15 protein-coding genes are annotated in these 15,316 nt (G+C 38.5%); 11 read left to right on the top strand and 4 right to left on the bottom strand.

Translation table 11 applies throughout. The annotated features are described in order from the left end of the window. Positions 1-35: 35 nt before the first annotated feature. The 4 genes from ACI48O_RS16890 to ACI48O_RS16875 all read left to right on the top strand — a co-directional run bounded on the left by ACI48O_RS16890 (position 36) and on the right by ACI48O_RS16875 (position 4,029). Positions 36-1,361 carry a WD40/YVTN/BNR-like repeat-containing protein gene (locus ACI48O_RS16890; protein ID WP_435563018.1) on the top strand — a complete coding sequence of 442 codons (1,326 nt, stop codon included), beginning with the start codon at positions 36-38 and terminating at the stop codon, positions 1,359-1,361. Between the two features lie 297 nt (positions 1,362-1,658). After that, a complete protein-coding gene (locus tag ACI48O_RS16885; RefSeq protein WP_435563017.1) occupies positions 1,659-2,573 on the top strand; it encodes a VOC family protein in 915 nt (304 codons plus the stop codon). A 109-nt stretch (positions 2,574-2,682) separates the two neighbouring features. Further along, a complete protein-coding gene (locus ACI48O_RS16880) occupies positions 2,683-3,393 on the top strand; it encodes a DNA alkylation repair protein (RefSeq protein ID WP_435563016.1) in 711 nt (236 codons plus the stop codon). A 453-nt stretch (positions 3,394-3,846) separates the two neighbouring features. Further along, entirely contained in the window at positions 3,847-4,029 is a 183-nt protein-coding gene (locus tag ACI48O_RS16875) for a Fur-regulated basic protein FbpA (protein ID WP_435563015.1), read from the top strand. 98 nt (positions 4,030-4,127) lie between these two features. Here the strand turns inward: ACI48O_RS16875 and ACI48O_RS16870 are convergent, their stop codons facing one another. Continuing rightward, positions 4,128-5,045 (bottom strand): class I SAM-dependent methyltransferase, encoded by a 918-nt coding sequence (locus ACI48O_RS16870; RefSeq protein ID WP_435563014.1) that lies wholly within the window; start codon positions 5,043-5,045, stop codon positions 4,128-4,130. A gap of 142 nt (positions 5,046-5,187) precedes the next feature. Further along, a complete protein-coding gene (locus ACI48O_RS16865; RefSeq protein ID WP_435563013.1) occupies positions 5,188-6,765 on the bottom strand; it encodes an FAD-dependent oxidoreductase in 1,578 nt (525 codons plus the stop codon). Between the two features lie 216 nt (positions 6,766-6,981). Here ACI48O_RS16865 and ACI48O_RS16860 point away from each other — a divergent pair, with 216 nt between their 5' ends. The 4 genes from ACI48O_RS16860 to ACI48O_RS16845 all read left to right on the top strand — a co-directional run bounded on the left by ACI48O_RS16860 (position 6,982) and on the right by ACI48O_RS16845 (position 10,710). Beyond that, positions 6,982-7,830, top strand: coding sequence for a HesA/MoeB/ThiF family protein (locus ACI48O_RS16860; protein WP_435563012.1), 849 nt, complete (start codon positions 6,982-6,984; stop codon positions 7,828-7,830). Between the two features lie 15 nt (positions 7,831-7,845). Continuing rightward, positions 7,846-8,715 carry a HesA/MoeB/ThiF family protein gene (locus tag ACI48O_RS16855; protein ID WP_435563011.1) on the top strand — a complete coding sequence of 290 codons (870 nt, stop codon included), beginning with the start codon at positions 7,846-7,848 and terminating at the stop codon, positions 8,713-8,715. Positions 8,716-8,727: 12 nt separating this feature from the next. Next, positions 8,728-9,168 (top strand): DUF441 domain-containing protein, encoded by a 441-nt coding sequence (locus ACI48O_RS16850; RefSeq protein WP_435563010.1) that lies wholly within the window; start codon positions 8,728-8,730, stop codon positions 9,166-9,168. Between the two features lie 87 nt (positions 9,169-9,255). Further along, entirely contained in the window at positions 9,256-10,710 is a 1,455-nt protein-coding gene (locus tag ACI48O_RS16845) for a homocitrate synthase/isopropylmalate synthase family protein (RefSeq protein ID WP_435563080.1), read from the top strand. Positions 10,711-10,815: 105 nt separating this feature from the next. On the opposite strand, the gene ACI48O_RS16840 is transcribed toward ACI48O_RS16845, so the two are convergent. Together ACI48O_RS16840 and ACI48O_RS16835 are read right to left on the bottom strand one after the other, a co-directional pair. Beyond that, positions 10,816-11,577, bottom strand: a complete 762-nt coding sequence (locus tag ACI48O_RS16840) for a flavodoxin family protein (RefSeq protein ID WP_435563009.1) — start codon at positions 11,575-11,577, stop codon at positions 10,816-10,818. Positions 11,578-11,621: 44 nt separating this feature from the next. Further along, on the bottom strand, positions 11,622-12,197 hold the full coding sequence (locus ACI48O_RS16835) for a TetR/AcrR family transcriptional regulator (protein WP_435563008.1): 576 nt from the start codon (positions 12,195-12,197) through the stop codon (positions 11,622-11,624). A 345-nt stretch (positions 12,198-12,542) separates the two neighbouring features. Here ACI48O_RS16835 and ACI48O_RS16830 point away from each other — a divergent pair, with 345 nt between their 5' ends. From ACI48O_RS16830 to ACI48O_RS16820, 3 genes are all read left to right on the top strand, one after another. Beyond that, positions 12,543-13,136, top strand: a complete 594-nt coding sequence (locus tag ACI48O_RS16830) for a VanZ family protein (protein ID WP_435563007.1) — start codon at positions 12,543-12,545, stop codon at positions 13,134-13,136. 334 nt (positions 13,137-13,470) lie between these two features. Beyond that, entirely contained in the window at positions 13,471-13,944 is a 474-nt protein-coding gene (locus ACI48O_RS16825; RefSeq protein WP_435563006.1) for a GNAT family N-acetyltransferase, read from the top strand. Positions 13,945-14,591: 647 nt separating this feature from the next. Next, positions 14,592-15,308, top strand: a complete 717-nt coding sequence (locus tag ACI48O_RS16820; protein ID WP_435563005.1) for a (Fe-S)-binding protein — start codon at positions 14,592-14,594, stop codon at positions 15,306-15,308. The last annotated feature ends 8 nt before the right edge of the window (positions 15,309-15,316 follow it).

The following is a 15,316-nucleotide window of genomic DNA, read 5'->3' as shown; positions in this document are numbered from 1 at the left end:
AATGTTATAATCAGTGGTATAAATGAGGAGTAAGGATGATTCATGTGCAAAACTATCAAAATCGTTTCATATTAATTCTATTAGGATTATTTTTGGTCATCACTACTATTTCTTTGATAAACCAAGAGGATCATAACAAACCGAAACCAACACCCTCGCAAAAAGTAACGAAAGCAGATATAAACAGCCTGTTGCCCTACACAGCGGAAGTATATGAAACAGATACAAAACCAGACATCATTGCTTACCGGGTCTTGTTTGATTTTATGAATACTTTAAAAAGTAATGGAACGATTGCAAATGCAGGTTATACCAGATTTACAAAGTTATCCGGAGATGAAAACTCATTCGTTGTGGCCGTCGTTTTTCAAGTGCAATTACCTGAAAACCCTGCAAAAATCGATTACGATTGGGGAAAGGTGCAGGAAAATCGAGTGGTTCGTGATATCGTTTGGAAACTAACGATCAATAAGGTTAAAAACCAAACCTACACCATAACCAATATTGAAAAGTCAACCGATCCTTTAATTGGATTGCCGCCTGTCGAAAGTATGGAGGAGTATCGAAAGGAAGCAGGAATAGAGGAGCCCTCGGAAGATGTTAAATATGAGATTAAGGATCAAAACCTTAGGATTACATTTAACAACGGCGGAAAATGGAAGGTTGTTCCTGTTGCTGTGGAAGAGTTATTTAGAGGCGATTACAACGGTCCAGTGGATCAGTTAATCAAAGGCAGTTATATAATTACCCCTGAAAGAACAGCGTTTGTGCTTGGTGGCGGCGGGGAACTTCGAATCCTTGAAAGTACGGACCAAGGAGATTCTTGGAATGAGGTAATCGTTTCAACTGGTTTTTCAGGTATAAGGATGAGAATTCTAGGATTCACCTCGGACCTTGATGGCTACCTCATCCTCACGGGTGATCGAACGATGAGTAGTGAAGGAAACTTGTTATTTAAAACGAATGATGGGGGTCAGTCATGGTATGGGGCTGGTTTCGTGCGGGATGTATTTAATTTAGTGACAGATGGAGGATACATCAACAATCAATTAGGCTTTATCTCCTTTGGTGAATATCATTTCGAAAATCAGCCGCCCATTCCGAATTTGTACCGGACTACTGATGGTGGAGCAAACTGGGAAAGAGTACAGGTACCGATTCCTGAAGAATTTCTTGGTTACTTTAAGGTGGCAGAAATTCCTACCTTTAATGGAGAAGAAGGAACGTTATTAGTGAATCAAGGGTCAGATGGCGATTACTTGGGTGGAAATGTATTGGCAAAGTTCACCTCACGTGATCAGGGCAAAACTTGGACTTTTGCGGGGCTGGTCGATCCGGATGGGGTTCTATTGCATAATTAATTTATTAGAATTTTTTTAAAAAAGTCAGTCCCTCACTATAAAGGGAACTGACTTTTTTTGCTACATAAATGTTTAAAAATCCAAATGTTTGTGTTTTTTTTCCTGAAAGCGAGTGTTGAAAAGTATGACAAAAATGACAATTTAGCTCAGCATTCCAATAAAGCTATATCTAAAGAAAGTATAGATACGGTATATTGGGATTAGGATAAAGATTAGTAATATCGATGAACGGTTTTATGTAGGAGAGCAGAAAGTCAATTTTGATAAAAATAATCTGAAAATTTAGGAGGAATACCTATGTCAAAAGCAAATCAAAAAATCGTTCCGCATTTATGGTATGACAAGGAGGCAAAAGAAGCTGCCGAGTTTTACGCTTCCATATTCCCTGACTCAAAAATTACGGATGTAACAACAATTCATAACACACCATCAGGCGACTCCGATATCGTTTCGTTTGAGCTATGGGGGCAGAAGTTTAAGGCCATCAGTGCAGGGCCTTATTTCAAAATCAATCCGTCGATATCATTCATTGTAAATTTTGATCCATCTCGAGAAACAAATGCAAGAGAAAAAATAGATGAGGTTTGGAACAAGCTGTCGGAGGGCGGCACAGCGTTAATGCCGCTTGATCAGTATCCGTTTAGTGAGAGGTTTGGCTGGATTCAAGATAAGTTTGGTTTGTCGTGGCAGTTAATGCTTACTAATCCAGAAGGTGAAGAGCGACCTACAATCGTACCATCACTTTTGTTTGTTGGCGATAATTGCGGCAACGCGGAAGCGGCAATTAATTTTTATTTATCGGTATTTAAAAACGCAAAACAGGGACAGATTGCCCGTTACCCTAAAGGCATGGAACCTGACAAAGAAGGAACAATCATGTTCGCTGATTTTTGCATAGAAAATCTGTGGATTTCCGCAATGGATAGCGCTCATGAGCATAAATTCAGTTTTAACGAAGCAATCTCATTTATTGTGTATTGCGACACGCAGGAAGAGATTGATTACTTTTGGGAAAAGCTCTCTGCCGTTCCTCAAGCCGAACAATGCGGCTGGCTGAAAGATCAGTTTGGCATATCCTGGCAGGTTGTTCCAAGTGAAATGGACAAGATGATGAGCAAGGGCACACCGGAGCAACTTGAGCGAGTGACAAAAGCATTTCTAAAAATGAAGAAATTTGATCTTGCCGAATTGCAGAAAGCGTACAAGGGATAATGAGGAAACAGCCCATGTAAGGGTCTGAATTACCTGGAGCTGATTGGTAATAATCAGGTAATGATGTAACAAATGAGTTGGTATTGTTATAGGAAAGGAAGTGCGATAGATGGATTTTGAAACGGTTATGCAAGAACTGGAAGCGCTCGGCAGTGAACGAAATAAAAAGACTTACATAAGCAATGGGGCACACGAGCCCCTTTTTGGCGTGGCTACCGGCAAAATGAAACCCATTGCTAAGCAAATCAAGAAAAATCAGCCTTTGGCCGAACAGCTTTACGCCACCGGAAATTACGATGCCATGTATTTTGCTGGTATCATCGCCGATCCAAAGGCAATGACGGAAGCAGATTTTGAGTGTTGGATTGATGGGGCTTATTTTTACATGCTGTCCGATTATGTAGTTGCAGTCACTTTGTCCGAAACCGATATTGCCCAAGATGTAGCCGATAAATGGATTGCAAGCGGTGAAGATCTTAAAATGTCGGCAGGCTGGAGCTGTTACTGCTGGTTATTGGGTAATCGCAAGGACGATGAATTTAACGCAAGCAAGCTTGCCAACATGCTTGACCAGGTTGAAAAAACGATTCACGAATCTCCAGACCGAACGAAATCCGCAATGAACAATTTTCTTTACACGGTCGCGATTTCATATTTGCCGCTTCATGAAAAGGCGGTTGAAACAGCAAAGGCAGTAGGCCCTGTCGAAATCAAGCGGGACGATAAAAAAAGCAGCATTGTACGTGCTTCCGAAAATATTCAAAGGGAATTAGATAGAGGGAAGAAGCTTGGTTTTAAACGAAAATATGTAAGGTGTTAGCATAGTTTGTAGTGTAACTTCAAAAGCTGGTACAAGCACTTTATACATCTTCGAAAGTTGGTGATACGAAAAAGGACAAGTGGTTATTCAGTAATCAGGCGCTTAAATAGAATAATACTAAAAGCTCAGAGATTCTCTGAGCTTATTTTCATTATAATAATATCTACAAAATAACTACAGTTAGTAAACTCGTATTTCATAATCCTCTTGTAATATTCTAAGAGATTAAGAGAACAAGAGGATGAGAAAAATGGCTATATTACTGGAACGGTTTTTTAAACAAGCCTGTCGCTCATTAACATACTTGACAGATTTGAAATGTTTGGATTAAAATAAGTTTAACAATAAAACCAATTAAGTTAATCGGAATAATGAAGATTGATTTTGTGCAAACGAAAGTGCTCAATAAACCTTTCAATAAATAAACAATCAATCGTTAAAGGAGTGTTTCATATGAATAATAAAAAAGAAAAAAAACGTCAAAAACTAATCAATAAACTAATATTTTTTAATGTATATAAAGACGATGATAAACAACTTTATGAAATGCCTCTTTTTAAGCTTGAATCTATCTATAAGGAATTCCAACTTAAATATCATCCTCATGGGGAGTTTGGATCGATTAAATTTATTTAGACAAGGTTCATTTTAAAGATATTTAAATAAGGAACCAAATATAAAAGGAGTCTAATTCGCCAATGAATTAGACTCCTTTATCGTTATTAATTAAAATATTATTTTTTTACAGCATGAATATAATGAATCGTTTCAAATGCAGATAAGTAATCTGTTCTATTTTGAAAGAATTGATTATGGATGGTAAGTGGTGATAAATGTTCGTAAATAAGTAAACCTGCGTTTTCTAACATTTTCTCCATTTCATGAAAAGTAAAACAAGACTTCATCGGCTCACCGGTGGCTGCGGACATTTGAACCATATTTTGAACCCGATTAGAGAGGCCTTTCTCTTTAAATAACTTTTCGTCTGCATAATCAAACACAATAGAACTTCCTTCTGGAACTTTCGAAAACAAATTATTAATCAAGCTAGCATTTTCTTCTTTTGTTAAATAATAAGAAACACCTAACAAACTAAAGAAAGTTTTTTTGTTAGGCATAAAACCTTCCTCAACGAGATTTTGGACAGAATATTCTTTAGTGAAATCCATTGAAACAAAATGAAGATGTTCGGGAATTTGATAGTTTGCATCTTTCAATCTAGTCTTTTTAAAAGCTTGTGTTGCAGGATGATCCACTTCAAATATTTCTAACTTGTCGGCTAATTCTGGATGGCGGAAACAAAATGTGTCTAATCCGGCTCCAAGAATGACGTACTGTTTCACGCCTAGCATAACTTCATTAAGTAATACTTTTTCGCAATAGGCAGCCCGTGCAAGGGGAGTTGGTGAAAGTTGGACCTGAGTAATCCATTTTAAAATTTCATCTGGATCGTCTTTAAACCTTTGAGAAATCTCTTTGTTAAAAAACGGTATGCCTTGAATCATGTTCTTGCTGATATCAGAAAACTCGTTTTCGGTAATTAAATCATCTGCAATAAAATCATTAAAAATTTTGGGCATGTCATATTTACTGTGGTATGCTCTACCAAAGGCTGATATTAAGGAAGTTAAACTCGATTCATTTTTCTCCATACCTAAATCCTCCCTTATAACAAAAATAAGATTCCCCCGGCCAGGAGAACCTTATTATACATACAAATGAACAAACTGTAAATTATAGCATAAATAAATTTATTTGTCAAGTTTTAAACAAAGGTTATTCTTTGCAGAAGCATTAATAACCAGAGTCTTCCGATGTAAGATTTTCAATCATCTTAAAATCATACTTCTGTAACGGCTTTTCCGCCGGCCCTTCAACTACCTCCCCAGTATATGAAAACCTAGATCCGTGGCACGGGCAATCCCAGGTCCGCTCAGCGCAGTTCCATTCCACTTCGCATCCTACGTGGGTACAAGTTGTATCTACAATATGCAGAGTTCCTTCCTTATCCTTATAGGCACCCTTTCTTTCCCCGTTAATGCTTATGACAGCACCTTCATCGTTAGGTAATAGATTTGGGTTAAGATTTGTTATTTCAAGTTTTCCTTTTATTAAATGTTTAACAACATCTCCGTTCTCGACAAAGAAGTTTTTTAAGCTAGGGTTAATGTAAAATCTTGATGGATTAAACAGCTTTTGAAATTTGTTCTCTTTTCCCAAAACAGTGTCACATAATAGAAGGGCAGCGGCTGTTCCGTTGGACATTCCCCATTTTCTATAGCCAGTCGCAATCAATATTTTCGGCTGACCTGCTGTAACTGGCCCGATATATGGGACCTTATCCAATGTTGTTAAATCTTGTGCGGACCAGCGGTAAGGAATGGATTCGATTCCTAACACCTCGCGTCCGAAGGTCTCTAGTGCCCCGTAGTGTTTCATCGTGTTGTTACTTTGGCCAGTCTTGTGACCTTCCCCAACAATAAGGACCATTTCTTCCCCGTTAATCGTAACGGACCTTAATGAACGTGTTGGTTGGTCCGCGCTAATATACATTCCACCCGGAAATTTACTTTTGGTTTTAGCCGCAAGAACATAAGATCGATCGGCATACATTTTCCCGGAATAAAGTCCGAGCCCTTCATAGAATGGAAAATGCGAACAAGCGAGAACATAATCACCTGTAACGCGACCCCCGTCCCGTGTAAGAACCGTTGGCCGCGTTTCTGTCTCCACATTCACCGCTACCGTATTCTCAAAGATGAGTCCACCTTTTTCAGTAATATTTTGGACAAGCTGCTTTAAGTACTTAAGTGGATGAAACTGTGCCTGATTTCTCATAATTAAGGCATTTTTAATTTTTATATCAAAGGGAATGGAATCAACCAGTTCTCCATTAATATTTAGTTTTTCATATGCCTTGGCCTCGGTTTGGAGCTTTTGTTCATATTCCTCCGTGGTTGAGTATATGTAGGCGTCCTGTGTACTGAAGTCACAGTCGATTTGAAGCTGGTCAATTGTTTCTTTGATAAAGTTTAAAGCCTCAATGCTGGCTTCATAATACAACCTTGCTTTACTTTTTCCCATATTGGTAATCAATTCATCGTAAATTATGTCATGTTGGGCGGTTATTTTTGCGGTTGTATTTCCTGTTGTTCCATTCAGTAACCTGTCTGCCTCGATGATTGCAACCTTCAAGCCCTTATTTGCCAAAAGATAAGCAGTGGTTATTCCGGTAATTCCGCCACCTACAATAACAGCATTAACAGAAATATCATGATCCAGCTTGGGAAACTCCGGCAAATCCGTTGAATCCGTCCAAAAGGATTTGGGAAACTCCGGCAATTTCCCCTCTACATAATCATCGTTTGTCATCACAAATCCTCCATTCAGTACATTGGTAATATTAGGATTTCCATTCCTTGTTGGGCTATACAACTCCGTTAACTTCTTCATAAAAGTTTTATTAAAACTTCTTATAAAATCCCATGTTTCCCCACGGTATTCTCACAAACTCCATTTAATATAATTTTTGTAAAACATATCCAAGTTGGTCGTTTTAACTCAAAGCATTAATGGGGAGGAATGAAAGTGAATAGTGATTTGTATTATTGGGAAATGGTTAAGAAAAACATTGGTGTATACTCAGAACTCGAACAAAAACGGCTGCGAGAAGCTAAAGTAATTATTTTTGGATTAGGTGGCGTTGGCGGTTACGAGGCAATCCTTTGTGCACGGATGGGAATTGGGCATATTTCTGGTGTTGATCCGGATGAATTTGAGATTTCCAATATTAACAGACAAATGTTAGCGCTATCAAGTGTGGTAGATCATCCAAAAGCGCAGGTTGCAGAAAAGGTGGTTAAGGATATTAACCCCTACATATCGACAAATTTTATTCAAGCAAAAGTGGATGAAGACAATGTGGAAGAACTGATCAAAGGTCATGATATCGTCATTGAAGCTGTAGATGATATGCCATCACGGGTGATTATTCACCGAACTGCCCGAGAACTATGTATCCCGAGCGTGGGTATGTCAGGGAGTCCTCCAACACGTGGGTTCGTATCAACCTTCTTTCCAGATGGCATTCCCTATGAAGAAGCATTAAATGTTTGTAAAGTGGGTAAGAAATTGAACGATGAACAAATGCGCAAACAGGTTGCCGATATTAAAAAAGGTCGTGCCTGGTATTCAGTAGAAAAAGGTGCACCAAAGGAGTGGGCAGAGGATTTTTGCGCCGGAAAGGTTGGCTGGATTATCACTCCCATGCGAGCACACCTTTTATCATTATTTAGCTTTAATGAGGCGGTCCAGATTTTAACAGGTCGTGAACCGCTAGCGAGAGCACCAAAGGGAATATTAATTGATGTCGATTCGCAAACACCAGTCCGTGTAGAAACTGCCCCTGAGGGCGGATGGGATTACAAAACTTTATAGAGGAGATTTAAAATCATGACAAATCAAAGTTTAAATAATATTGAAGATTTATATGATGCAAGTTTTACTCGAAACATTGGGGTTATTTCCGAAGAGGAGCAATCAAAGTTGAAAAATAGCCATGTGACCGTCGTTGGAGCAGGCGGTGTCGGGGGCATTACCCTAATTCAGTTAGCCCGTATGGGAGTGGGGGCTATTCATGTGATTGACAGAGACGTTTTTGAAGCCAGTAATATCAATCGGCAGATGCTTAGTTCGGTCAGTTGTCTTGGACGGGAAAAGGCAGACGTTGCTCGTGATGTTCTGTTGGATATCAATCCTTCGATGAAAATTCAGGTGACCCATCAGTTTGTTACTGAGGAAAATGCATCAGAACTTTTAGCGAATACAGATGTTATCATTGATGCCACAGATAATTTAGTTGCACGTGCCATCATTCATCGAACCGCGCAATCATTAGGAATTCCGTCGATCTGGATTGCGGTCACACCGCCATTTCGCGGTGGTGTTATGAGCTTAACTCGGAATTCTGTGCCATACGAGCTTGCTTTGGGATATCCATCCTATCAACAGGAATTAACTGAAGAAATGCAAGAAAAAATTCATGCGATGAAAGACGGTCGTGCGCTTTATTCTGTCAAGCACGGAGCAGACCAGGAATGGGCCGAAAGCTATGTAAAGAAGCAACGACCTTGGGCTGTATTGGCTCCGGTGGCAAATATCGTCGGTGTTATTGCCAGTTTTGAAGCCTTTAAATTGTTAATTAACCGTGAAGATTTAAAACCCATTACAAGTCCGAATTTAATCCAAATTAATTTAGCCGATCAGAGGTTAGTGTCAGCGGTTTCCCCTGAAGGTGGCAGCTGGAATTATTCTACCCTTTAAAGAGGGAAATTTATGTATCTTCCATATTATGTGTTATTCATTATTGTTTTGCTTGCTCTTTTCATTAAGGACTTTGTGGTAGCCGGAGCAGCGTGCTCCCTTGCCCTGATCATGGCGCTTGGACCGAAATCCAGTTTAAGTTATATTCAACAATACTCCTTTTCAGTCGGAATCTTTTTCTTGATGCTTTTTCTATTAATGCCGATTGCTACAGGAAAAGTCACCAGTGAAAGTGTAATGAAGCTTGTGACCTCCCCGGTGGGGATCGGCTCCATCCTTGCTGGCTTCCTTGTTTCCTATATCGGGGGAAGAGGTGTTGGAATTCTTCCGGCAAACCCTACTATTTTATTAGGCGTTTTATTTGGAACCTTGGTTGCTGTCTTATTTATGAAGGGATTGCCAGCTGGATTAATCATTGCTGCAGGGGTAATGGCATTGTTTTTATCCAAATAATTCAAGCTTGATTTAAGGGGGAAACGCCCCATTTACAAATCAGGATAATAAATTCTGATATTAATAGATTGAAAGTAGGAATGAATGATGAAAAGTAAGAGTGTAATTGTATTAGATTCAACACTCCGTGAAGGGGAACAGCATAGTGGTGTTCGCTTTGCAAAGGAGGACAAAATCGCTTTGCTCCATATGCTAGAGGATTTCGGCGTGACCTTAATTGAAATAGGCCATCCCGGAATATCGCCAGAGGAGGAGAAGATTTGTAAAGAAGTTGCGGATTCCGCAAAACGTGCTGAAATCTTGATGCATTCTCGGGCAAAAATAGAAGAAGTGCGCGCTGCCCACCGAGCAGGAGCAGATTGGATAGGAATATGGGCATCCATTAATCCCATCTCCCTTGAAACCAAATTCACAGATCGCTCCCATGAATTTGTTCTTGAACAAGTTAAAGAATCCATAATGGAGGCAAAAAAACTGGGAATGAAAGTTCGCTTTACGATTGAAGATGCATCAAGAACGGAATGGCAGGATATTGAATACCTTGGCAACATTGCAATATTAGCTGGTGCGGACCGAATCAGTCTAGCAGATACAGTTGGTTTATGGGATCCTAATCAATGTTCCGAAGCTGTCAAAGCTGCAGTTGCATCCTTTCCGTGCGAAATTGAAGTCCACCTCCACAATGACTTAGGACTTGCAATGGCAAACGCTCTGGCAGCGATTGATGCCGGGGCATCCGTAATCGACGCAACTCTTTGTGGCATTGGTGAACGTGCGGGAATTGTCGACTTGCTCAACTTAGCAGTGATTTTATCCAAGAAACGTAATCAGTCTTTATTTGATTTGAAAAAAATATCAGGTTTGGTGCAGGTACTACAATTGGCATCCCTTTGCAAAATCGACGATTGGAGGCCTGTCATTGGGAAGAACGTATTCACACATACAGCTCCATATCACATCAAGGCCGTTCAGAAAAATGTTGACGCCTATGAGGGAATGAGCCCTGAAACTGTTGGTCGCATCCGGAAAATTGAAGAGAAGCGCACGGAACGCTCCTGCAGCAAGCTTTCTCCATATTTGCGAATCGGTCGTCCTTTTATTAAAGGAGCCTCCGAGCTATTATTTCATCGTGATGGACCGGGTTACCGCTGGGTGCAAATGGATTATCGTACAGATGACCGTTCCTCATTCTATGTGATACAGAGAGTGTTTATCGGGACTTCTGAAGAGCTAAAAATGGAGGCCCATGTCGATGTCCATGTTCATCACTGTGATAGCGCGTTTATTTTTTGGGGAAATGAGATAGGTGGTACCGGATTATTATGCGAGGTGGAAATTGAAGCTGAACGGCGGATTGTAGAAAGCCCTTGTTCGATTTTCATCCCGGCGGGCTTAAAACATACTTATCAATATTTGTCCGGTTCTGGCACATACACGAATATTGTTCTTGCCCCAGAATATAATTTGAGTTTAGTTGCTGAAGGGGAATATCAAGAGCCACCTGTCCCTCTGATAAAAAAGGAGGTAGCGAACCTAGTTTAAAAAGATCCTGCTGATAACCGGTAATAAAAAAACGGGGTGTGGTTGTGCACTAAGCACATCCACACCCCGTTTTGCTCTCTTACAACCCTGGGAATGAACCGGTAATTACTTGAATACAACCTTCTTTTTCATACTCCATACAGCGAGGTTTGCAATAAGATTAGCCATAAAATTTTTAATAGGATTCACTTTGACGTCATAGAAATAATGGGATCTTTCTTTGTAGTACTCATAATCAGCCGGTAAATTTTTTCTTGAAAGGGAGGCCATTTTTTTAAAAATATGAAACCAGATTAAATTACCCAAATTTGGAGAGCCTTGTTGGTGTGTTTTCATTGACTGGTAAAATTTCTTTGCCGACTGCTTAATTTTTCTGTTGGTTTCTTCTTTATACCGTTCCGTTGCTTCCCAAGGTGTTGTCGTAATACAAAGTTTGCATATTAATTTGCTTCCGCCCAAAGTAAGTGAAAGAGCTTTTACCACTTTACGTAAACCTGACCCACCGTTCGCAACAAGCATCAGTGACTGATTGAAAAATTTCGGTCTATGTAAACTGTATGCAAAACGGTCAATGAAATTTTTCATTAACCAACTAACGTTCTGAGCATATCCGGGTGAACTAAGGATGACCCCATCAGCGTTCAAAAGCTCTTGCTCGATCTTTTCCTTTTCATCCTTCAGCGGGCAAAATCTTTCTCCCTTTGATATACAAGCAAAACAACCTTTACATGTTTGGAGATTGACGTTACTCAAAAAAATATGTTGAAAATCCACATCTCCCAATGATTTTAATTCCGTTTCAATGTCTTTAACAATTTTATACCCTTGACCTTTGTGAGGACTTCCCATTATGGCAACTACCTTCATTTTAAAAATCTCCTTTTAAAAATTTTAGAAGGGGAGAGGTATTTTTACTGGAAGATTCTTTCAATAACCTTATCAATAAATTGGTCGCGCTGCTCTTTGTCGTAGAAATCAACTGCAACACTCTGAAGCAAAACCTCACTTCTTAAAAATGCTGATTGCAAAGTAGAAATAAGGATGTGGGTTGAAATGTAAATTTCGGTATCTGTTTTTGTATCTTCGAATATTGATCTAACAACAGGCAGATATGCATTGATGGTTTGAGATGTATTGTCTGAGGTGGTTCCGGCGACAAGATCTGAAAGGATAGACACCCTGGAAACACCTTGGTTTGTGGCCAAAAACGTACAGGTAGCTTTAATCAGAAAACGGAGTTTTTCTATGGGTTCCAAAGAAACACCTTGAGACATTACCTCAAACTTATTAATAATATTGCCGATTATTTTTTGCACACATTGATTAATCAGGTTATCTTTTGTTTGAAAATGGTAGTTGATAAGCCCTACTCCAACACCTGTTTTAGCAGCAATGTCTCGGATGGTCACATTTTCTATCGAATCGCATTCCTCTATTAAAGCTATTGTGGTAGCCATGATCCGTTCTTTTACTTCGGTAGTTTTCATAAAATCATTCTCCATTTGTTTCTACTGAACATCGTTTTGAATGTTGTTCAATTTTAAGGTAACATTAGTCAATTACATAGTCAAATTATAGATTGAAAGTAACACTACGCGTTATTATTAAGATAAAAGGTTGAGCTGAAATGAAAATGATAAAAATAGCGAAAAGGTATTAATGATAGTGGAAGTTGGAGACGTATATGATCACTTGACCGAATGGCAAAAAGATGATGTGAAGATCGGATTTGACATAGTTGAAAGTTCCTACCTGTTTTGCTTTAGCCTTTGACTCGGGAAGTTACAGTGACGGAAACTAAAATTTAGGACATAGTGGAGCACGCGAGAAACATGAATAAAAACATAAAGCTTAGTTTTCTATATTCACAGCTAATATTTATTATTTTTTTGCCGGTATGGGTGGAAATAACAAAATATCTACATCCAATTGCCATAGGAGTTATTTGGTTTTCTATTTCTATACTTGTCTTATTTGGTATGTGCTGGGTCAAAAAGGAAAAGATTCGTTTATCAAAAAATATCCTCCATGTTATAACATTTCTTTATTCTTTGGGATTGCTAATTCTATTATTTTTCAGACCCAGTGGCCAAAGTTATGGAACCATCAATCTCATTCCATTCAATACCATAAACTTTTTTCTATCCGGTAAAGTAGATTATTTAATTGCACTCTATAATCTAGGCGCAAATATAGGTTTATTTATACCATTTGGAGTGTATTATCGTTTTACAAAAAAGACATCTGGTATGAAACAATTGCTTCTAATCACTTTGTGTACCATCACTGCGATTGAATGTTTGCAATTTTTTACAAAAAGAGGAATTTTTGATATTGATGATCTTATTCTAAACGTGATTGGCGTTTGCCTTGGTTATTTCGTTTTTCCTTTTTTTGAGAAAGTCTTATTTTTGAAGGAATCCTAGGTTGGGGATCCTTCCGATGTCTCGGAAGCGTAACAGATTGAAACTCAAATCATTTTTTGCGGACATAGAGTTCGCTATTTTAATAAAAATGGCTATTTTCGGAATGTTCCCGGACACAGAGTACCTTATTTGTAGAAAAATCAATCAAAAGACAGCCTAAAAAGCTAAATAACGGAACGTATGTCCTCTCAAATAGTAAATTAACACTTTCTTACGCAAATAACGGAACGTATGTCCGCTAAATTCATTCGGTTTAGTTGAAACAGGATCAGCGCTTATTTTTTTGAATGATAACATAGTTGACCTTTAATAAATACAACAGGGAGTAGTGGAAATGAAAATCATATCTGTGCGAAAAAATCCTGAATTTAATGATGAAGCCATAAAATATTTCCAAAGCAAATGGGCAAATGAAAATAGCATGAAGGTCTATGAGGATTGTATAACACATTGTATTACTTCCCATAATCCCTTACCGCAATGGTATCTATTGATGGATGCTGAAAAAATAATTGGCTGTGCCGGACTGATCACAAATGATTTCATTAGCCGCATGGACCTGTATCCCTGGGTGTGTGCTGTTTACATTGAAGAAGAATATAGAGGAAACAGTTATGGATCTTTATTGTTAGAAAGGGCAAAGAATGATGCCAAAGCAGGAGGATTTTCTAACTTATATCTCTGTACAGAACATATTGGCTTTTATGAAAAATACGGATTCGAACATATTGGAACAGGTTATCATCCATGGGGAAATAGCTCTCGCATTTATGCAGCCGATTTGAGTAGGGGTAGGGTTAATAGTTAAATAGCAAAAACTTAAAAAATCAACTTTTTCATCCTCTTGTGAAACAACTCTATGAATCGCAGAAACCTCGAGGAGTCCTAGTGACGTCCTCTTCAATTGGTGCCAAATTGATAAATTTACATAAAGGTTGATGTGAAGTGTTATGTTAGCGGACACCAGTTCCGTTATTTTGACCAAAAGTCCGGTTTTGATAGGTTAAGCGGACACCAGATCCGCTATTCGTTCAAAAATGGGGTTTTTTTGATGATTTCTACATAAATAAGAGATCCTATGTCCGGAAAGTCTAGTAAAATGGTGTTTTTATTAAAAATAAGGTCTTCTGTGTCCGCGAAAATCGCCAAACTCATTATTAGGTTGAAAAGAACCTGAATTTGCGAGGTTCTTGGAATCGCCAAGGAATCAGCCTAACAAGTTTGACAAAGGTTTTCCGTTAAAGGTGCCCCACCAATAAATTATACTAGTATGACACTATTTCGGCTTTGTTAACTACATATGAATAGGAGAAACCTCACCGCAATTAGGGTGAGGTTTCTTTATTTATACTATATTTTAAGTTTTTATAGAAAATTGTCGAATTTTCGCAACAAGATTAGTTATTTTTTTAGTATAATAACGTTGATATTACTAAATCGCAGGGGAGATTTGACATGAAAGTAACATTATTTACAACCTGTATTGTCGATTTTATGGCAATGAATGTCGGTAAAGCAACTGTTGAACTACTTGAAGGTCTGGGTCATGAAATCGATTATCCTAAGCAACAAACATGTTGCGGGCAACCTACTTACAACACTGGATACGTAGAGAAAACCAAAAACACAATCAAACACTTTATCGAAACATTTGAACATGCTGATGCGATTGTTTCGCCTTCAGGTTCTTGTGTTTATTTTGTTAAAGAATATCCACATATTTTAGCTGATGATAAAGAGTGGAAAGAAAGAGCGGAAAAAGTTGCAGCAAAAACATACGAATTATCACAATTCCTAATCGAAGTGATTAATGTAGATGACTTTTCTGCGAAACTTCCAGGAAAGGCTGTTTACCACCACAACTGCCATACATCAAGATTTTTAAAAGTGAAAGAACAGCCATTACAACTTCTTTCGAAAGTAGATGGTCTAGAATTAGTAGATTTCCACAATTCACATAAGTGTTGCGGGTTTGGCGGTACGTTCTCTGTAAAAATGGGGGACATTTCAGCTGAAGTTGCGGATGAAAAAGCAAGATACATTATGGAAGCGAACCCTGATTATTTGATAGGCGCAGACTTCGCTTGTCTAATGAATATTGGTGGCCGTTTAAGTAGACTTGGTTCAGATATCAAAGTAATGCATATTGCTGAAGTGCTAAATTCTAAATAGTAAGGGGA

Source organism: Neobacillus terrisolis, assembly GCF_051233475.1.
In the GTDB taxonomy this organism is placed as follows: Bacteria; Bacillota; Bacilli; order Bacillales; family Cytobacillaceae; genus Bacillus_BU.
The sequence above is the reverse complement of the archived record's forward strand: the minus strand, read 5'-3'. Positions and strand labels throughout refer to the sequence as shown.